This window comes from Gordonia sp. UCD-TK1, assembly GCF_001691435.1.
Lineage (GTDB): Bacteria > Actinomycetota > Actinomycetes > Mycobacteriales > Mycobacteriaceae > Gordonia > Gordonia hongkongensis.
In genome coordinates, this window is sequence record NZ_LZMP01000017.1 from 1 (window position 1) to 19,704 (window position 19,704).

15 protein-coding genes, 1 pseudogene and 1 riboswitch are annotated in these 19,704 nt (G+C 69.0%); of the genes and pseudogenes, 9 read left to right on the top strand and 7 right to left on the bottom strand.

Annotation, left to right across the window (positions count from 1 at the left end; genetic code table 11):
- Positions 1-871, top strand: a pseudogene (locus tag A9310_RS11305) (DNA polymerase Y family protein); the annotation flags it as partial.
- 83 nt (positions 872-954) lie between these two features.
- Positions 955-2,184 (top strand): UPF0158 family protein, encoded by a 1,230-nt coding sequence (locus A9310_RS11310; protein WP_065630698.1) that lies wholly within the window; start codon positions 955-957, stop codon positions 2,182-2,184.
- A 1-nt stretch (position 2,185) separates the two neighbouring features.
- On the opposite strand, the gene A9310_RS11315 is transcribed toward A9310_RS11310, so the two are convergent.
- The 3 genes from A9310_RS11315 to A9310_RS11325 all read right to left on the bottom strand — a co-directional run bounded on the left by A9310_RS11315 (position 2,186) and on the right by A9310_RS11325 (position 7,296).
- Positions 2,186-3,268, bottom strand: coding sequence for an alanine racemase (locus A9310_RS11315; protein ID WP_065630699.1), 1,083 nt, complete (start codon positions 3,266-3,268; stop codon positions 2,186-2,188).
- Entirely contained in the window at positions 3,265-5,208 is a 1,944-nt protein-coding gene (locus tag A9310_RS11320; RefSeq protein ID WP_065630700.1) for an SDR family oxidoreductase, read from the bottom strand. Before A9310_RS11320 ends, A9310_RS11315 begins: the two co-directional genes overlap by 4 nt.
- A gap of 156 nt (positions 5,209-5,364) precedes the next feature.
- Positions 5,365-7,296, bottom strand: coding sequence for a heavy metal translocating P-type ATPase (locus A9310_RS11325; RefSeq protein ID WP_254661239.1), 1,932 nt, complete (start codon positions 7,294-7,296; stop codon positions 5,365-5,367).
- 158 nt (positions 7,297-7,454) lie between these two features.
- On the opposite strand from A9310_RS11325, the gene A9310_RS11330 reads away from it, so the two are divergent.
- The 4 genes from A9310_RS11330 to A9310_RS11345 all read left to right on the top strand — a co-directional run bounded on the left by A9310_RS11330 (position 7,455) and on the right by A9310_RS11345 (position 12,268).
- Complete coding sequence (locus tag A9310_RS11330; protein ID WP_065630702.1) at positions 7,455-7,817, top strand: metalloregulator ArsR/SmtB family transcription factor; 363 nt, start codon at positions 7,455-7,457, stop codon at positions 7,815-7,817.
- Between the two features lie 24 nt (positions 7,818-7,841).
- A complete protein-coding gene (locus tag A9310_RS11335; protein ID WP_065630703.1) occupies positions 7,842-8,642 on the top strand; it encodes an enoyl-CoA hydratase in 801 nt (266 codons plus the stop codon).
- A 47-nt stretch (positions 8,643-8,689) separates the two neighbouring features.
- A complete protein-coding gene (locus A9310_RS11340) occupies positions 8,690-11,977 on the top strand; it encodes an error-prone DNA polymerase (protein ID WP_065630704.1) in 3,288 nt (1,095 codons plus the stop codon).
- A 63-nt stretch (positions 11,978-12,040) separates the two neighbouring features.
- Positions 12,041-12,268: a DUF167 domain-containing protein gene (locus tag A9310_RS11345; RefSeq protein ID WP_065630705.1), complete on the top strand. Its 228-nt coding sequence runs from the start codon at positions 12,041-12,043 to the stop codon at positions 12,266-12,268.
- Here the strand turns inward: A9310_RS11345 and A9310_RS11350 are convergent, their stop codons facing one another.
- A complete protein-coding gene (locus A9310_RS11350; RefSeq protein WP_058250672.1) occupies positions 12,269-12,733 on the bottom strand; it encodes a tRNA (cytidine(34)-2'-O)-methyltransferase in 465 nt (154 codons plus the stop codon). It lies immediately after the preceding gene.
- 54 nt (positions 12,734-12,787) lie between these two features.
- The gene (locus A9310_RS11355) at positions 12,788-13,726 is read right to left on the bottom strand and encodes a serine/threonine dehydratase (protein WP_139104597.1); all 939 of its coding nucleotides are present in this window, start codon (positions 13,724-13,726) and stop codon (positions 12,788-12,790) included.
- Positions 13,727-13,760: 34 nt separating this feature from the next.
- Between A9310_RS11355 and A9310_RS11360 the strand changes: the two genes are divergently transcribed.
- The 3 genes from A9310_RS11360 (at position 13,761) to A9310_RS11370 (ending at position 16,744) form a co-directional block, all read left to right on the top strand.
- Complete coding sequence (locus A9310_RS11360) at positions 13,761-14,636, top strand: bifunctional methylenetetrahydrofolate dehydrogenase/methenyltetrahydrofolate cyclohydrolase (RefSeq protein WP_175401122.1); 876 nt, start codon at positions 13,761-13,763, stop codon at positions 14,634-14,636.
- Positions 14,637-14,737: 101 nt separating this feature from the next.
- Positions 14,738-15,010 carry a DUF3017 domain-containing protein gene (locus tag A9310_RS11365; RefSeq protein ID WP_068971771.1) on the top strand — a complete coding sequence of 91 codons (273 nt, stop codon included), beginning with the start codon at positions 14,738-14,740 and terminating at the stop codon, positions 15,008-15,010.
- A 168-nt stretch (positions 15,011-15,178) separates the two neighbouring features.
- Positions 15,179-16,744, top strand: a complete 1,566-nt coding sequence (locus A9310_RS11370) for an Hsp70 family protein (protein ID WP_065630707.1) — start codon at positions 15,179-15,181, stop codon at positions 16,742-16,744.
- 32 nt (positions 16,745-16,776) lie between these two features.
- On the opposite strand, the gene A9310_RS11375 is transcribed toward A9310_RS11370, so the two are convergent.
- The gene (locus tag A9310_RS11375) at positions 16,777-17,931 is read right to left on the bottom strand and encodes a homoserine O-acetyltransferase (RefSeq protein ID WP_058250670.1); all 1,155 of its coding nucleotides are present in this window, start codon (positions 17,929-17,931) and stop codon (positions 16,777-16,779) included.
- A gap of 16 nt (positions 17,932-17,947) precedes the next feature.
- Complete coding sequence (locus tag A9310_RS11380) at positions 17,948-19,282, bottom strand: bifunctional o-acetylhomoserine/o-acetylserine sulfhydrylase (RefSeq protein ID WP_065630708.1); 1,335 nt, start codon at positions 19,280-19,282, stop codon at positions 17,948-17,950.
- 62 nt (positions 19,283-19,344) lie between these two features.
- Positions 19,345-19,465: riboswitch (SAM riboswitch) on the bottom strand.
- Between the last annotated feature and the right edge of the window lie 239 nt (positions 19,466-19,704).

Here is a 19,704-nt window from a genome sequence, read left to right on the forward strand (position 1 = left end):
TACCCTCGCCGACGTGCTGCACCGGCGCCTGCGTGATGCCGCGGTGGCATGCACGCGACTCACCATCATCGCGACCACCGAACGCGGACAACAGCATTCGCGGACCTGGCGATGTGCCCAACCGCTGACGCCGGAGACGACCGCGGATCGTATCCGATGGCAACTCGAGGGGTGGCTGACCGGCGCGGCGCGGCCCACTTCCCCGCGGGTCGAGCCGCGCGCAGCGAGGAGCAGTGCCCGACCCGACTCGCCGATCGTCCGCCTGCGGCTCGAACCGGTCGAGGTCGTCGAGGCCGGGGCCCTGCACTATCAGCTCACCGACGATCTCTCCCGTGGCGGGCTGGCCGGTGAACCGGATGTGGAGGAGCGCGCCCGGCGTTCGCTGGTGCGGATACAGGGGCTGCTGGGCGGGGATGCGGTCCGTATTCCCGTGCTGAGCGGTGGTCGCGGACCCGCCGAACGGATCACCATGGTCTCCCTGGGCGACGAGCCGGCTCCGCGCCGGGATCCGTCGGCGCCGTGGCCCGGACGCCTGCCACAACCCAGCCCGACGGTGCTGGTGGAGACCGCGATCCACGTGCTCGACGCCGTGGGGCAACCGGTGAAGGTGACCGATCGCGGGGCCTTCACCGCCGAACCGGTGACCGTCGCGCTGGCCTCGTCCCGGGCGCGCCGGTCGAGTTGGGGCCTGTGCTGGTGGGCCGGGCCCTGGCCGGTCGGAGGCGCCGACCGGCCAGCTGGGGCCTCGGTGCCGATCGGAGCCGCCGAGACCGGACTGACCGCGCGTGCGCAGGTGCTGCTCGACGATTCGCGCGCCCTGCTGCTGTGTTACCGCGCCGGGGAGTGGATCGTCGAAGGTGTCTACGAGTGACTGCGTCCCGCGGAGTGGCCTTTGAGAAGAAACGACGCGACCGAAAGCGTGCGCGTTCGCCTAGAAAATGCCACTCTCGACGCATGGCACGTACCTGGTTGTCGGTGACAGTGGAACTGCTCGGTGGTCGCGGCGTTGAGTTGTGGCCCTGGCCCGGAAGGGTTTTCGCGGTCGGACCGGCGCACACGTTCAAGGATCTGGCGACCGCCATCGATGACGCGTTCGCTCGATGGGATCGTTCCCATCTGTCACTGTTCACCCTGGACGACGGCAGGGTGGTCGCCGACGCCGCGCTCGGTTCCGACCTGGCCGGTGGTATCGGCGGCCCGATCTCCGAGCCCGTGGACATCGCCACGGCCAAGGTCGCCGCGTTCGCAGCGACCGGCTCTGAGTTCCAGTACACCTTCGATCTCGGCGACGAGTGGACCCATCGGTGCGTCGTGGGAGATCTGAAGGTCGACCCGGTGGACGTGTTGGGCATCAAGCCGAAGGCGCCGCTGGCGTACTTCGGCTGGGGCGACATCCCGGATCAGTACGGTCGACGGACGGCCGATGGGGACGACGAGACGCCACCACGCCCCACCGTTCCTCATCCGATGCTCGTCGGCCAGTGGCCCGCGCAGAAGGAGATACGCGCACTCGATCTGGGCGAGGTACGCGGGTCGATCGCGTCGTCGGATGCCGATCGTTTCCTGGATGCCGTCATCGGATGCGATCTGCACGACGCACTCCAGCAGGTCGGCCCCGGGGTACCGATGGCACTGCAGAAGCGCCGCGAGCGAGCCGAACCGGTGGCCGTGTCGATCGTCGAACAACTCAACCGACGGGGAGAGGCCGGCGACGCCGAACTCGCCGAGGAACTACTCGCGAGCCTGCGCGGGGAACCCGCGCCGGGACGGCCGATCGCGGTGGATCTCGAGATGCTCAGCGACGAGATGGAGGGTGATCCGAACCGGTCCACCGGCGGACTCATCGACCTGAGCACCGGCTTCGTGTACAACGACGAGATGCTCGAGCCGGGCGTGCTCGATGAGGAGTTCGACGTCGAGGAGGACCCGGATCGCTGGCTGCGCTTCGACTGCATCGGTTCGCGCGACAGCTGGCGGGACATGGCCGATTTCGCCACGCGCACCACCGATCCCGACCTGCGCAACCGTCTGGAGCGCGCGATCGAGGGACGAGGTGCGTTCCGCAGGTTCCGGGACGTCGTCCACGAAGCGGGTGTGAGTCAGCAGTGGTACGCGTTCTCCACCGACCGCAAGTTCGGACGGGCACGCAAATTCCTGGTCCGGCAAGGAATCCGACCCGTCTGACTCAGCTGTTGCGCCCCCGCGCGATGACCGGCCACCGGCTGTCCGAGCCGTCGATCGCCACCAGTTCGTCGACGAGATTGACCGCGGTGCAGACGTGGTTCGGCACCACCCGGATCACATCGCCCAACCGGGGGGCCGACGTCGATTCCGCCGGGAACTCCACCACCGCATGGTGTTCGGACAACTGCACGACGCGGGCGTCGGGGTGATCGAGGAGGCGTCCGTGGCCGGTCGCCCAGGCGGCTCGGTCGGCGCCGAGGATCTTGCTGCCCGCGTCGACGACGATCCGTCCGGGTTCGCTCCGCACCACGGTCGCCACCGCGGTCAGCGCGACGTCGTCGAATCCGCAGGTGCCGATCTCGACCTGCTGGGCGTCGTTGAGGGGATACACGCCCGGACGGATCTCGGTGAGCACGCCCGCATACGTGGGGTCGCCGACGAACTCGACGGTGGGTGTGGACCCGCCGCTGCGCACGCGCGGATCGATGCCCTGCGCTCGGAGACTCTTCGCCGCCGTACGCAGTGCCGCCACCTCCTGTTCCGCGGCCCGCCGACGGGTGTCGCCGGTGCCGTAGCCGTGGCCGGGGAAGGTGAACACGCCGACGACGTCGAGCCCCGCGGACACGCCCGCCGCCGCGACGTCTCCGGCGTCCCCGGGTGCGGTCCCGGTGCGGTGTTGTCCGGAGTCGACCTCGACGAGCGCCTCGATCCGCTGCCCGCCGAGCAGCGCCCCGAGATGCCGTGCGCCCGCCACCGAGTCGACACCCACCCGTAGCGACACCCGGTCCGCGAGGGCGCGCAACCGGGCGGCTTTTTCCGGGGTCGGCCAGATGGGGTAGGCGATGAAGATGTCGGTGCACGAGGTGATGTCGGCGGCGTCGGCGAAGGCCTCGGCCTCGCCGATGGTGGCCACCGCCAGCCCCGCGGCACCGGAATCGATCTGCATACGCGCGATCTCGGCGCATTTGTGGGTCTTCGCATGCGGCCGGAACCCGACGCCCGCCGATCGCGCGCGGTCGGCGAGCACCGCGAGGTTGCGCGTCATGCGGTCGACGTCGACCTCGAGATACGGGGTGTCGATCACGCGTCCCGCCCGCCGGCGTCACGATCCGAACGGCCCAGCGCCGCCGCCGATTCGCCGAAGACCAGGTACTCCTGGTGCAAAATGCGGGTGGTCAGTCCGGGGGTGACGCGGTGCCCGATCTCGGCGACGAGCCCGACCAGCGAGTCGACGCGCTTGGGTCGATCGATGATCGCGTGCAGCACGCGCGCCGCGGCCCGGTCGACGTTCCAGGTCCCGGGCTGGTTGTCGTAGGCCTCGGTGGGCGCGATCATCCGCGTCTTCACGAGGGGGAGACGGACATTGGAGAAGGTCACGTGGTCGGACACCGTCTCGGTGCCGGTGACGTCGCTGAAGGCCTCCAGGGCGGCCTTCGACGCCGCGTAGGCACCGAACCGCGGGCCACGCGACTGCACCGCGATCGAGGTCACGTTCACCACATGACCCGCCTGCCGGGCGATCATGTGCGGCAGCAGTCCGAGGACGAGGTTCACCGCGCCGAAGTAGTTGACCGCCATCACCCGGTGGTAGTCGTGAGACCGGTCCACCGAGTTGACCGTGGCGCGACGGATCGACCGGCCGGCATTGTTGACCAGGACGTCCACGTGACCGTGCGCGGCCAGCACGGTCTTGACGAGCGCATTGACCGATTCCTCGTCGGTGATGTCGCACTGGTATGCGGTGACGTGACCGGGCGGAATGCCCTTTTTGCTCGTCGTCGAGTTCAATTCCTCGGTCGCCGATTCGAGTTCGTCGGCGTTGCGGGCGACGATGAGGACGTTGGCCCCGCGTGCGACGCACATCCGTGCGGTGGCCTTGCCGATTCCGCTCGACCCGCCGGTGATGAGGACGTTCTTGCCGACGAGTGGCCCGCGCGGATCGGTGCGCCGGTTGCGCGACCGGTCGAGGTGTCGTGACCAGTAGGTCCACAGGCGCGGGGCGTAGTCGGCGAAGTCGGGCACGGTGATACCGAGGTCACCCAGGACCGCCACGGTGGTGTCGGCGCGGAAGTCGACCGGCAGCGTCACCGCGTCGAGTACTGCCCCGGGGATGCCCTGCTGGGCGGCGACGAGGTTGCGCCCGACGCGCGCGATCCCCATGCCGGACAACGTCATCACGGGTTCCACCGCAGCCCGTGGGATGGCGTCGAACCCCTTCGGCGCCTTGAACGCCGGTGCCAGCGCGTTGTACATCTCGGTGGTGGTGAGCGACTTCGGGTCGCTGAGATGGAACACCAGTCCGCTGCGCGTGGGGTTCACGCCGAGGAGGGCGACCATCGCGGCGGCGACGTAGTCGACCGGCACGATGTTGAGCGTCCCGAGATCGGGCATCGGCAGTCGCAGCATCGAGGGCAGTCGGCCGAGCGTCGCGAGGTGGCCGAAGAAGTAGTAGGGACCGTCGATCTTGTCCATTTCGCCGGTGCGCGAGTCGCCGACCACGATCGACGGCCGGTACACGCGCCAGCGGAGTCCCTCGCGTTCGCGCACGACGCGCTCGGCCTCGAACTTGGTGCGATGGTAGGGAGTCGGAAAGCCTTGTCCGACTTCGAAGTCCATCTCGGTGAAACGACCGCGGTGGTCACCGGCCACGGCGATCGAGGAGACGTGGTGGAACAGCGCATCGTGCGCGATCGCGAAGTCGGCGGCGCGCGAGGTCCCGACGACGTTGGCGGCGCGCTGTGACTCCGCGTCGGCGGCCATGTCGTAGATCGCCGCGAGGTGGATGACGTGATCGATCGCGGGGACGGTGTCCGGTGCGATACCGAGTCCCGGGGCGGTCAGGTCGCCGACCACGGGTGTCACGCGGTCGCCCGCGTCGAGGTCGTCGAGCATGGTGAGGAACGCCGCGCGCGAGGTCTCGCGTACCAGTGCGTGGATGGTGGCGTCGGGAGCGACGGTCAGGAGACGTTCGAGTACGCGTCGCCCGATGAACCCGCTGCCCCCGGTGATGAAGTAGCTCGTCATGGAAGGGATCCCATCAGATGGGCGGGCCGACGGCCCGCTGGCTGTCCACGGCCCGCGGGCCGCGGATCTGTCTGGTACTCAGAGTGACACTAACTTGCGGCGATGGCAACGACTACGCGCGCGGCGTCGCGCGCCCGTATGCGTCGACCGTGCGCCTCAAGTCCTCGATTGTGCGCCCCGAGGGCCTGACCAGGCCGACTTCCGCAACAGGCGGGCGCCGTTGAGGGCGACGAGCACGGTCGAACCCTCGTGCCCGGCCACGGCCAGGGGGAGTGGCAGGGTGCCGATGAGATCCCAGGTCACGAGGGTGAGGATCACGGTGGCGGCGATGCACAGATTGGCGATGACGTAACGGCGGGCGAGGCGGGACAGCCGGATCAGCGCGGGGACCGCGGTGAGGTCGTCACGCACGATGATCGCGTCGGCGGTCTGGACCGCGAGGTCCGCACCGCGACGACCCATCGCGATGCCGGTCCCGGCCGCCATGAGTGCCGGTGCGTCGTTGATGCCGTCGCCGACCACGAGCACGTGTCCCTCGATCTCGCCGACGATCCGGACCTTGTCCTCCGGCAGCAGGTCGGCGTGTACCTCGCGGATTCCGGTCCGGTCGGCGACGTCCGCGGCGACCGATGGCCGGTCGCCGGTCAGCAGCAGGACCGAACCCGACGTGACGTCGCCGATCAGCCGCACCGCCTCGGCGGCGTCGTCCCGCAGGCGATCGACGAGTTCGATCCGGCCGATCTCCCGTCCGTCGACGAGAACGCCGACCATCGTCCCGGTCGAACCGGCGACGGTGCGCTCGACGGTGACGCGGCGCCCGCCGACCGCACCCGTCACCCCGCGCCCGGGAAGTGCCCGGAAATTGTCCACTGCCCCGACGCGCAGTCCGCGGTCGGCGGCGGCGGTCACGATCGCGCGACCGAGGGGATGCTCACTGGGGTACTCGACCGCGGCGGCCAGCGCCAACACCTGGAACGGGTCGTGACCGTCGAACGCCGTCACGTCGACGACCTGCGGGCGTCCCTCGGTGAGGGTGCCGGTCTTGTCGAACGCGACGACCGAGGTCCGTCCCACCGACTCCATCACCGCGGCGGACTTGACCAGGACGCCGTGCCGACCGGCATTGGCGATCGACGCGAGCAGCGGCGGCATCGTCGACAGGACGACGGCGCAAGGCGAGGCGACGATCATGAACACGATGGCACGAAGCAGCGCCTCGTCGAATGTGTTGCCGAACAACATCATCGGGACGCCCAGCACCAGGAGGGTGGCGACGACGACGATGACGGAGTACGTCTGCTCGACCTTCTCGATGAAGAGCTGGGTCGGCGCCTTCGTCTCGGATGCCTCGGCGACGAGCGTCGCGATGCGGGCGATCACCGACTCCGACGCCGGACGGGCGACCTCGACGATCAGCGCGCCGGTGCCATTGACGGTGCCGGACAGCACGTCGTCGCCCGCCGCCCGCACGATCGGGACCGACTCGCCGGTCACGGCCTGCTGGTCGACCTCGCTGCGGCCGTCGACGACGACGCCGTCGGCGCCCACCCGTTCGCCCGGACGGACGAGGATGCGCTGGCCGACTTCGAGTTCGCGGCAGTCGATCTCGCGTGTCGTGCCGTCGGGCGCATACAGGGTGGCCCGTTCGGGGGCCAGTCCGAGCAGGGCGGTCACCGAATCGGCGGTGCGCTGGGTGACGACGACCTCCAGCGCGCCCGAGGTCGCGAAGATCACGATCAGCAGCGCGCCGTCGAAGACCTGCCCGATCGACGCGGCGGCGACGGCGGCGACGATCATCAGCAGATCGACGTCGAGTCGTCGTTCCCGCAGTTCCTGCAGGCCCGATCGGGTCGGTTCCCATCCGCCGGCCAGATAGCACGCGAGATATGCGGTCCACCAGGACCATTCGGGCGCCTGGCAGATCTGGAGCAGCCAACCCGCGAGGAACAGTGCCAGCGCGAGGCCCGCCCAGCGCACCTCGGGTAGCCGAAGTCCGGTCCGGACGATCGACGGCGGGGTGCTCCCGCGGTCTGCTCCCGTAAGCGTCGAGTCGCGGGCCGTTCGTTCCGTCGTCTCCGCCGTACCCATCGTGTCTCCCATCTGTCGTCGGCCCTTCTGCTGGTTGAGCCGGCACCGAGCGCGAGCGAGGCGCCGAGTCGAAGCCACTCGTCGACGACCACCTCTCAGACAGTAACAGTTCATATGAAGAGGTTTTCATGTGAGGTCCGGCCGGTAGCATCCGCTGCATGGGACACGGCATCGATGAAGGGATGCGGCCGGCTGCGCGGCTCGATCCGGAATCGGCCGTGCACGTCGCCACCACTCTGCAGGCGCTGGCGACCCCGAGCCGGCTGCTCATCCTCACCAAGTTGCGGTCCGGACCGCGTTCGGTGACCGATCTCGCCGACGCCGTCGGCATGGAGCAGTCCGCGGTCTCCCATCAGCTCCGGTTGCTCCGCAACCTCGGGCTGGTCACCGGCACCCGGTCGGGTCGGTCGATCAGTTACAGCCTCTATGACAGCCATGTCGCCCAGCTGCTCGACGAGGCGGTCTACCACAGCGAACACTTGCGGCTCGGGCTCGCCGAGCGTCCGCAATCGGCGGGTTGATCCGACGTCACCGAAAGGCATCGCATGACCAGTGACCACACGGCCACGTCGGGAGAACCGCTTCTGCTGATCGAGCAATCCGGACGGGTGCGGACGTTGGTCCTCAACCGTCCGGAGGTCCGGAATGCGCTCAGCTCCGGCCTGATCGAGGCTCTCCGTACCGAATTGGAGAACGCGGACCGGGCCGATGACGTCGACGTCGTCATCCTCACCGGCGCGGGCTCGGCATTCTGCGCCGGCCTGGACCTGGCCGAGTTGGGCTCGTCGACCGAGAGCGCTCGACTGCTCGATCATGCGGACGTACCTGTCGGGCATCCGTGGCGCCCCATCTCGAAGCCGATCATCGGCGCCGTCAACGGTGTCGCCGCCACCGGTGGTCTGGAGTTCGCCCTCGCGTGCGATGTCCTGATCGCGTCCGAACGGGCCCGCTTCGTCGACACCCACTCGCGGGTCGGGGTGTTGCCGGGCTGGGGTCTGACGTCCCGATTGCCGGAAGCGGTCGGCCGGGGTTTCGCGCGCCGCATGAGTTTGTCCGGGGAGTTCGTCGATGCTCAGACGGCGCTGCGGGTCGGTTTGGTGACCGAGGTGGTGGCCCACGATCAGCTGATGGCCGCGGCGATGGAACTCGCGGTGTCCATGGCCGGGAGTGACCAGCTCGCGGTGCGGACCATGCTCGACTCGTATCGACGTGCCGAGCAGCATCTCGTCGGCCCAGCGCTCGACGTGGAGAACGACATGTCGGTCGAGTGGATGGCAGGTTTCGACCCCGCTCGGGTGGCCGATCGTCGGTCCGGCATTGTCGAGCGGGGCCGGGCCAACAGCTGAGTCCTCCCCGGCTGTTGCATCGAACTTGTGTTCGATAAGCTTGGCGGGTGGGCTGGGATCAAGGACCACCGACGTGGTCGGAGATGGAACGGGTGCTCGCCGGCCGAGCGCCCGGCAGTGCCGACCGGCCCGGCACCGAGTTCGGTCCCGACCTCAGCGAATGGGCGCCGTTCCCCGGGGATGGCGGCGACAGTCCGGCCTGGTCGCGCAAACGCGGCGCCTATCAGGCCGAGGACATCGCGCGCGGCTCGTCGGCGGTGCCCTACGCCGAACTGCACGCCCACAGTTCGTACAGCTTCCTCGATGGTGCGTCGATGCCGGAGGAGCTGGTGGAGGAGGCGCAACGGCTCGGACTCCGCGCACTGGCCGTCACCGATCACGACGGGTTCTACGGCATCGTGCGCTTCGCCGAGGCGGCCCGTGAGTTCGGCATGCCGACCGTCTTCGGTGCTGAGCTGTCACTGGAACCCGACATCGCGCGGACGGGTCAGAACGATCCACCGGGCGAGCATCTGCTGGTCCTCGCCCGGGACGGTGAGGGCTACCGCCGTCTGTCACGGACCATCGCCGAGGCGCACATGGTCGCAGGGGAGAAGGGTCTGCTCCGCTACGACCGCGAAGCGCTCGCCGCGGCCGGCGGCGGGCACTGGCTCATCCTCACCGGATGCCGGAAGGGTGCCCTCCGACGCGCCCTCGACCGCGGCGGCGTCCCGGCCGCCGAGCAGGCGCTGCGAGAACTGATCGAGACCTACGGCCACGACAACATCGTCGTCGAGCTGACCGCGCAGGGCATGGCCGACGACGACGAACGCAACGCGGTGCTCGCCGGCCTCGCCGCCGGGGCGGGCGTGCCGACCGTGGCCACCACCGGCGCCCACTTCGCCGCGCCCCGGCGCCGACGGCTGGCGATGGCGATGGCCGCCGTCCGGGCCCGCACCGACATCGACACCATCTCCGGGTGGATGCCCGGCGTCGCCGGATCACATCTGCGCAGCGGCGACGAGATGGCGCGGCTGCTGCCCGCACATCCCGATGCCATCGACAACGCGGTGGGCATCGCCGCGGACTGCGCATTCCACCTGGGCCTCATCGCACCGCAGTTGCCACCCTTCGACGTCCCCGACGGGTACACCGAGGCGAGTTGGTTGCGCGAACTCACCATGACCCGGGCACGCCGCCGGTACGGCACCCCCGCCGAACATCCGCAGGCCTACCGGCAGATCGAGCACGAGCTCGCCATCATCGAGACGCTCACGTTCCCCGGCTACTTCCTGGTGGTCGCCGACATCGTCGACTACTGCAAGGCCAACGACATCCTGTGCCAGGGCCGGGGGAGTGCGGCCAACTCGGCCGTCTGTTACGCCCTCGGGATCACCAACGTCGACCCGGTCGCCAACACGCTGCTCTTCGAACGGTTCCTGGCCCCCGAGCGCGACGGCCCGCCCGACATCGACATCGACATCGAGTCCGACCGACGCGAGGAGGCCATCCAGTACGTCTACCGCCGCTACACCCGGGAGCGCAGCGCGCAGGTCGCCAACGTCATCACCTACCGGGGGAAGTCGGCGATCCGGGACATGGCCCGGGCGCTCGGGTACGCGCCCGGCCAGCAGGACGCCTGGGCCAAGATGCCCGACACCGCTCCCGCCGACGTCGCCGAACTCGCCGGTGAGATCCTCGGAATGCCAAGGCATCTGGGTATCCACTCCGGCGGCATGGTGATCTGCGACCGGCCGATCGCCGATGTCTGCCCCACGGAGTGGGCGCGGATGGAGAACCGCAGCGTGCTGCAGTGGGACAAGGACGACTGCGCCGCCATCGGGCTGGTCAAATTCGACATGCTGGGTCTCGGCATGCTCTCCGCGCTGCACTATGCGATCGACCTGGTCGCCGAACACAAGGGGATAGACGTCGACCTCGCCACCCTCGACCTCGCTGAACCCGCTGTGTACGAGATGCTCTGTCGCGCCGACTCGGTCGGCGTGTTCCAGGTGGAGTCCCGTGCGCAGATGGCCACCCTCCCGCGGCTGAAACCGCGCTGCTTCTACGATCTCGTCGTCGAGGTGGCCCTGATCCGGCCCGGCCCCATCCAGGGCGGCTCGGTGCATCCGTTCATCAAACGGCGCAACGGGGAAGAGCCGGTGACGGTCGAGCATCCGTCGATGAGCAGGGCGCTCGAACGCACCCTGGGGGTGCCGCTGTTCCAGGAGCAGCTGATGCAGTTGGCCGTCGACGTGGCCGGATTCGACGCCTCCGAGGCCGACCAGTTGCGCCGGGCGATGGGTTCCAAACGGTCGCCGGAGAAGATGGAACGCCTGCGGCAACGTTTCTACGAGGGCATGGAGAACCTGCACGGCATCACCGGGGACACCGCCGACCGCATCTTCGAGAAGATGGCCGCGTTCGCCAATTTCGGCTTCCCGGAGAGTCATTCGCAGAGCTTCGCGTCGCTGGTGTTCTATTCGTCGTGGTTCAAGCTGCATCACCCGGCGGCGTTCTGCGCCGCGCTGCTACGGGCGCAACCGATGGGTTTCTACTCACCGCAGACCCTGGTGGCCGACGCCCGACGGCACGGTGTCGCGGTCCATCGCCCCGACATCAATGCCTCACTCGCGCACGCCACCCTGGAGAACGAGGGTCTCGATGTCCGGTTGGGTCTCGACGGGGTGCGCGGCGTCGGGGAGGAGGCGGCGCAGCGCATCGTCGACCGTCGGTCCGACGGTCCCTACCTCGACATCACCGATCTCTCCCGGCGCGCCCGGTTGACGACCAAGGAACTCGAGGGGCTCGCCGGCGCCGGCGCCTTCGACGGGTTCGGCCTCAGCCGGCGTCAGGCCCTGTGGGAGGCCGGGGCCGCCGCGACGGTGCGCGACGATCAGCTGGCCCTGGAATCGGCGCAGGCGACCCCCACGCTTCCGGGTCTCTCCGACGTCGAGCTGGCGGCCACCGACGCCTGGGCCACCGGGATCACCCCCACGTCGTATCCGACGCAGTTCCTGCGTCCCCGGCTCGACGCGATGGGTGTGCTGGCCGCTGATCGCCTGCTGTCGGTGCCCGACGGTTCGCGCGTGTTGGTCGGTGGCGCGGTGACCCATCGGCAGCGTCCCGCCACCGCGTCCGGGGTGACCTTCATCAACCTCGAGGACGAGACCGGGATGGTCAACGTGGTGTGTTCGGTCGGTTTGTGGGCGCGGTACCGTGTACTCGCTCAGACGGCACCCGCTCTGCTGATCCGCGGCCGGGTGCAGAACGCCGAAGGCGCTGTGACCGTCGTCGCAGATCGACTGCAGCGCATGGATCTTCGGGTGGGGAGCAGATCCCGGGACTGGCAGTAGTCCTCCGGCGGACGCGCCGGGATGTCCGAGCCGGATCGGTGTTCACGAAGAACAGGAAGAGTCATGCCGCAACAGGTCGTGGTGACCGTCAAACCGAAGAGCAGCAAGGGCCCGTTGGTCGAGACGGGTCCCGGCGGCGCGATCACCGTCTACGTCCGCGAGCCGGCCACCGATGGCCGGGCGAACAAGGCCGTCTCCGAACTGCTCGCCGCCCACCTCGGGGTCCCGAAGAGCAAGATCGCGCTCATCGGCGGTGCCACGGCACGCACCAAGCGCTACCGCGTCGGCTGATCAGACCGCGCCGGCGAAACCGTGCTGCCGCCACGCCTCGTAGACGACGATGCTCGCGGCGTTGGCGAGGTTGTGGGAACGACGTCCGGCGAGCATCGGGATGCGGACGCGGTCGGTCACCTCGGGTTCGTCGAGGACCTCCGCCGGTAGCCCGGTCGGCTCGGGGCCGAACAGCAACACGTCGCCCGGCTGGTAGTCGACGTCGGTGTGGTAGCGCTCGGCATGGGCGGTGAACGCGAAGACCCGTTCCGGCTTCAGCGTCGTCCAGGCGGTCACCAGGTTCGGATGCACGGTGACATTGGCCATCTCGTGGTAGTCGAGTCCCGCGCGCTTCACCTGTGCGTCGGACATCGAGAACCCCAGCGGTTCGATGAGGTGCAGTTCGCACCCTGTGTTGGCGGCCAGCCGGATCGCGTTGCCGGTGTTCGGCGGGATGCACGGCTGGTAGAACATGATTCGGAACATGATGGTGCCAGCGTAGTCGGTGACGACCGTCGCAGATGCGCGCGATCGCGCCGGTCACACGGCGAGCGCGGTGTTGGCCCCGCAGAGCACGATGCACAGCGTCGAATCGGGTTGCGGCCGAACAGCTCCCGAGACCACACCGGCGACCGCGGTGGCGGTGCCGTGTTCGACGAGGATGCGGTGGGTGTCCCAGAGCATCCGTCGCGCCGCGATGATCTGCTCGTCGGTCACCAGGACGCTGCCGACCGCCGGGTTCCCGGCGACGGCCTTCCAACAGAGCTCGCCGACGCTGGTGGCGCCGAGCGAGTCCGCGGCGATGCTCTCGAGTTCGACGGGTACGGGAGCTCTCGCGGCGAGGGCTTGATGCAGACACGACGCACCGAGTGGTTCGACGCCGACGATGCGGTCGCCCGGGCGCAGTGTGGCGGTGAGGCCCGCCAGTAGCCCGCCCCCGCCCACACAGACAACCGTGGTGAGCGGTCCGGGCACGTCGTCGATGATCTCGAGGCCGATGGTGCCGGCGCCCGCGACGACATCGGGCAGATCGTAGGCGTGCAGCGCGAGCGCGCCGGTCTGCTCCGCCAGCGCGACGGCGGCGTCGGCGGCCTCGGAATAGCGCCGTCCGATGAGGTGGACGCGCGCTCCCGCGGCGCGCAGCGCGTCGATCTTGACCGGCGGCGCGGTCTCGGGGATCACCACGGTGACCGGCACGCCGACGATCCGCGCCGCGATTGTCGCGCCGATCGCGGCGTTGCCGCCGGAGGCGACGAGCACACCGGCGTCGGTCAGCAATCCCTGGTCTTGGGCGTGCAGCGTTGCCCAGAGGCTGCCGCGCGGTTTGAAACACCCGCCGACTTGGGCGTACTCGAGTTTGAGAACCACCTCGACCGGCCCGTCGACGGTGTCGATGGTCGTGCGCAGCGCCGGGGTGCGTCGGAGGTGGGGTGCGATCGCCGCGCGGGCGAGGTCGACGTCGCTGCGCACCACGGTCACCGTTCCGACAGTAGCGCCGTGGAAGAATGTCGGCGTGACGGCGATACGACTCGATGGCAAGACCACGCGCGACGAGATCTTCGCTGATCTGGCCGAGCGGGTGGAGAAGCTCAGGCTGGCGGGTATCACGCCTGGTCTGGGTACCGTTCTGGTCGGCGACGATCCGGGTTCGCACTCCTATGTCAAGGGAAAGCACGCCGATTGCGCCCGGATCGGCGTTGCCTCCATCCGCAAGGACCTGCCGGCCGATGCCACCACCGAGCAGCTCAACGCGGCGATCGACGAGCTCAACGCCGATCCGGCCTGCACGGGCTACATCGTGCAGTTGCCGCTGCCCAGGCATCTCGACGAGAATGCCGCCCTCGAGCGGATCGACCCGCTGAAAGACGCCGACGGACTCCACCCGATCAACCTCGGGCGGTTGGTGCTGGGCAAGGAGTCGACGCTGCCCTGCACCCCGCGCGGGGTCATCCACCTCCTGCGACGCTACGACGTCCCGCTGGCCGGCGCCCGGGTCACGGTGGTCGGGCGCGGGGTCACCATCGGCCGGCCCATCGGGCTGCTCCTGACCCGCCGGAGCGAGAACGCGACGGTCACCCTGTGCCATACCGGTACCACCGACCTGGCGTCGGAGATCGAGCGCGCCGACATCGTGATCGCCGCTGCGGGCGTACCGCACCTCATCACCGCGGACATGGTGAAACCCGGCGCCGCGGTGGTCGACGTGGGCGTCAGCCGTACTGACGAGGGTCGTCTCGCCGGCGACGTTCATCCCGATGTCTGGGAGGTCGCGGGCCACGTCTCGCCGAACCCCGGAGGTGTGGGTCCGCTGACGCGGGCGTTCCTGCTGGTCAATGTGGTCGAACGCGCTGAGCAGATGCTCGCCTCGGGGAGTGGCAGCGACGCGTGACCCGAGAGGAGCACCAGAGTGAGTCCGCTCACTCCGAGTCGCCCGGCGCCGCGGACGCCCGTCCCGGACACCGGGGGCGTCGGGCCGCCGACTCCTCCCGGTTGCGGGCGGTGCTTGTCCAGCTCCCGTACCTGCTGGTGATGCTGGGTGTGCTGGCCGCTGCGCTGCTCGTGATGTTCGATCGCTGGCGGCGTGGGTCCTTCGTCTTCGGGGCGGCTCTGCTCGTCGGAGCCGTACTCCGCGCCTTCATCCCGTCGTCGCAGGCAGGTCTGTTGCAGGTCAGGGGCAAATCGTTTGACGTGACGGCGATGGCCACGGTCGGCGGTGTGATGCTGTGGCTGGCGGCGTCGATCGACTCTTTGGGCACGGATTGATTACAATAGAGACCTGAGCGTGACCTGGCGGACCAGTCATGCGCTCAACCAGGCAATTTTCCGCTGCTCTGCGCAGACACACCGACCGCTGGAGTTTGTATCACCGCATCACCAACCGACGGCACCGTGAATGAAGTGACGTCCATGGGCGTGTCAGCAGGGGCTGGCATGATCCACTACGTCCTCTTGACGCGTGACGATCTCGGTCGCAGTGTGGTCGATTCCCGCGTGATCGACGTGGATCCCACCGACGGCCTCGACTCCGCCGGCCGGGTCAACGCCGGGATCGACGTGATGCTCGGCGCCGCCCGCGAGACCGGGACGCGAGTGGGCCCGATCGGGGTCGCCGCACGCACGGGGAGCCAGCGTCGGCAGTTGCGTTCACGGGGCAGCGGACCCCGGCGTCAGGTCCGTCTCGCCGGCGAAGACGAGGCCGTGCTGGCCTACCTGACCGACACCGGAGAGATCGACCGTTTCTCGTCGGCCGTAATCGTCGACTGCGGCGACACCGGCATGTCGCTGTACACCGTCGATCCCCGCGAGGGTCGCATCGGCGACGCCGAGCACTCGACCGTGCTGAGCGGTCGCCGTCTCGACCGGTCCATCGTCGACCAGCTGACCGCCGACAATCCCGTCCTGGGCGACGCCACTCGGACGCGGGCGGAGCGCAGCGAGTTGCGCAGCGCGTGCCGGACCGCGAAAGAAGAGATCGCCTACGGCGGCGTCGCGGCCGCCGAGTCGGTCGTCGCGGTCTCGGCGAACACCGGTCGTGTGGCGCTGTCCGCGACCCAGGTCGAGCAGGCGATCGCGCCGATGATCGGTGATGCGAAAGAAGTGTTCGCCCGCTATGTAGCGGCCGTCAGGTCACGCGGCGTACGACCGGACGCGGTGGTGTTCATCGGCGGACTCGCCAACCTCCCCGCGGTGCGCGCGATCGCGGCAGAGCATGAGCTCGAGGTCGTGAACCCGACGGCGCCGGAGCTGGTCGTGGCCACCGGCGCAGCCTTGCTGGCCCTCCAGAGTTATTCGGGCGCAGCGCGTCTGGCGTTCATCGGTGGCAAGCCGCAGCGCGAGTGGCTTTCCGCGACCCCGATTGCGGTTGCCGGGGCGGTCATCGCGGCCGCGCTGATGACCATCTACGCGGTGAGCTCGTCGTTCGCCGACCGTCCGGCCGTCGAGCCGCAGCCGTCGGTCAGCAGTGTGCCCCCCGCGGCGGCGACCAGCGAGGAGGAGCCGCCGTCCACCCCGCGGCCCACCTCCCAGCCGATCACCCGAATCCCGGCCGAACCCGTCGAGCCCACCGTCGTCACTCCCGTTCCGACGCAACGGCCCGCGCCTGAGACCGGCTGGAACGACCCGCCGGCATGGGCGACGACGGAGTTGCCGCCGACGCGGCCGTCCACGAGTACCAGCACCCGCACCCTCTCGCCGTTCCCGTGGCCGGACCTGACCTTCCCGCCCGGTTCGACACCGACGATCCCGCCGGACCTGCTGCCCCCGGGTATGCGTCCGCCGAGCGTGGCGCCCACTCCGCCGCCGCCCACGTACTCGACGTCGACGTTGCGCTCCGCGCCCAGCGGCCCGCCGCGCCCGAGCAGTACTCGCGCCACCGGGTCGACTGAGATTCCGGGTGTAGCCGAACCGGGGAAGTCCGTTGACGGGGAGTCGGGCTCACCGGTGACCCCGGTACCTCGGTCCGGCAGCCCGGTTCCGTCGGTGCCGGCGCCGCGCTGACGAGACGCCGCCGACAGCTGGGCTACGGTCCGTCAGGCGTCGCGACGCGCGAGTTCGACCGTGCGCTTGAGTAGATCGCTGATGGCATCGAATTCGGTCAGGAATCCGTCGTGGCCGGTCTCGGAGTTGACGACCTGGAGCCCGCCGACGCAGTTGCCCAGTTCGTCGGCGAGTTCGACCTGTAGCCGGATCGGGTAGAGACGATCGGAGTCGATCCCCCCGACGATCACCGGAACGCGGCAATTGTTGAGCGCCTTGGCGACTCCGCCGCGACCACGGCCGACGTCGTGGTGGTTGAGGACCTCGGTGAGGACGACGTAGCTGGCCGGGTCGAAGCGGGACATCAGCTTCGACGCCTGGTGGTCGAGATAGCTCTGCACCGCGTAGCGCCCGCCGGTCAGGGGATTCTCGTCGCCCTGGGCGTCGTTGCCGAAGCGGGAGTCGAGCTCCGGCTCGCTGCGGTACATGAGATGGGCGATCCGACGCGCGATCCCCATGCCCTGCAACGGAATGCGGCCGGTGCCGTGGTAGTCGCCGCCGCACCAGTCCGGGTCGGCCTTGATCGCGGCGATCTGTGCGGACTGGATACCGATCTGATCCGCGGTCGCGCGGGCGCCGACGGCGAGCACGAGGGCGCTGCGGACGCGGTCGGGGTACTCGATGGCCCACTCGAGCGCGCGGGCGCCGCCCATCGAACCGCCGAGAACCGCACCAACGCTGCGGATTCCGAGGCGGTCCAGCAGTGCCACCTCGGCGCGGACCTGGTCGAGCACGGTGATCTGTGGGAAGCGTGAGCCCCAGGGCCTACCGTCGGGGGCGATGGAGCCCGGACCCGTAGAGCCCTTGCATCCGCCCAGGACGTTGGCGGAGATGACGCACCATTCGTCGGTGTCGATGGCCTGTCCCGGGCCGATCAGCCCGTCCCACCATCCGGCCGAGTCGTGGTCGGCGTCGGCGGGTCCGGTGACGTGCGAGTCGCCGGTCAATGCGTGGAGCGTGAGGATGACGTTGTCGCGGGACGGCGACAACGTCCCCCAGCGCTGGAACGCCAGGGTGACGTCGTCGATCCGTGCTCCGCTGTCGAGAGGCAACGAGCCGATGGGAATGCCGACGAGTTCCCCGTCCGGGAGGGTCTCCCAGTCGGGCTGATCAGATGCTGTCGCATTCAGGTCGATACTCACCGACAAAGCTGCCTCACCTGTTTCACTTGGCCGCCGCGAATCCCTGTTCGAGATCGGCCAAGATGTCGTCGATTCCCTCGATGCCCACGGCGAGCCGGACCAGTCCCGGGGCCACGCCCGCGGCGAGCTGCTCCTCGGGGGTGAGCTGGCTGTGGGTGGTCGAGGCGGGGTGGATGACCAGCGACCGCACATCGCCGATGTTGGCGACGTGGCTGTGCAGGCTGAGCGCGTCCACGAACTTCTTGCCGGCGTCCACTCCGCCCTGGATCTCGAAGGCGATGATCGCACCCTGACCCTTCGGGGCCAGTTCCTGACCGCGCTTGTACCAGGGCGAGGACTCCAGACCCGCGTACGCCACGGACTCGACCTGCGGGTGTGCCTCGAGGAAGGCGGCGACCTTCTGCGCGTTGGCGACGTGGCGCTCGATGCGCAGACTCAGCGTCTCCAGGCCCTGTGCCAGAAGGAACGCGTTGAACGGGGAGATCGCCGCGCCGGTGTCGCGCAACCACTGCACACGTGCCTTGAGTGCGAACGCGGGCGCGCCCAGGTCGGCGAAGACGGCACCGTGGTAGCTCGGGTCCGGCGTGGTGAAACCGGGAAACAGGTCCTTCCCGTCGCGCTGGACCCGCCAGTCGAAGGTGCCGCCGTCGACGATGACGCCGCCGATCGCGGTGCCGTGACCGCCGATGTACTTCGTCGCCGAGTGCACGACGATGTCGGCGCCGTGGGCCAGCGGGCTGATCAGGTAGGGGGTGGCGACGGTGTTGTCGATGATGAGGGGTACGCCGTTGCGGTGCGCGACCTCCGCGATCCCCGAGATGTCGAGGATCTCGTTGTTGGGGTTGGAGATCGACTCACCGAAGAACGCGCGGGTGTTGTCCTTGACGGCGGCCTGCCACGACGCCGGGTCCTCGGGGTCCTCGACGAAGCTCACCTCGACCCCGAGCTTGGGCAGTGTGTAGTGGAAGAGGTTGTACGTGCCGCCGTAGAGGCGGGGGCTGGACACCACGTGCCCGCCGGTCTCGACGGCGTTGAGGATCGCGTAGGTCTCGGCGGCCTGTCCCGATGCGACGAGCAGCGCGGCGACGCCGCCCTCGAGCGCGGCGATCCGCTGCTCGACGGCATCCTGCGTGGGATTCATGATGCGCGTGTAGATGTTGCCCGGTTCGGCGAGACCGAAGAGATTGGCCGCGTGCTGGGTGTCGTTGAAGACATACGACGTCGTCTGGTAGATCGGCAGCGCACGGGCATTGGTCACCGCGTCCGCGGACTGCCCGACGTGGATCTGCTTCGTCTCGAAGCTCCAGTTCTCGCTGGGATCGTTGCTGTCGAGGGTGCCGTCAGGGACATCAGACATGGCGATTCATCACTTYCTACGGTCGGCAGGGCCAACTCGACCCTGTTGGGGTCCGACCTTCGGACCCGCGCTTGCCGGGGATCGCCACTGCGATCCCGCAACCCGGTCATCACCCGGAGCACCCCACCGCGGAAGGAGGGTTGCCGATCAGCCAGCCGGGGCTTCGCACTGATACTCATGACCTGGCGACAAGGATATAACACGGATGTGAGGGCCCGAGAACCGTCCCGGTCAGGCCGCGCCCAACCCTTGAGAAGTGCACCGGAAGGGTGCCGGTGGCTGTCCTCCGACCGAGTGAAATCGGGTGTGTTCAGATACAAAACAGCTGGTCAAGGTAGTTAGCGACGCTCAGCGTGCTGTCGATTCCGCAATCGCGGATCTACTGTTCGACCAGCCCCGGCTGCACCGGAATGCTCCGCTCA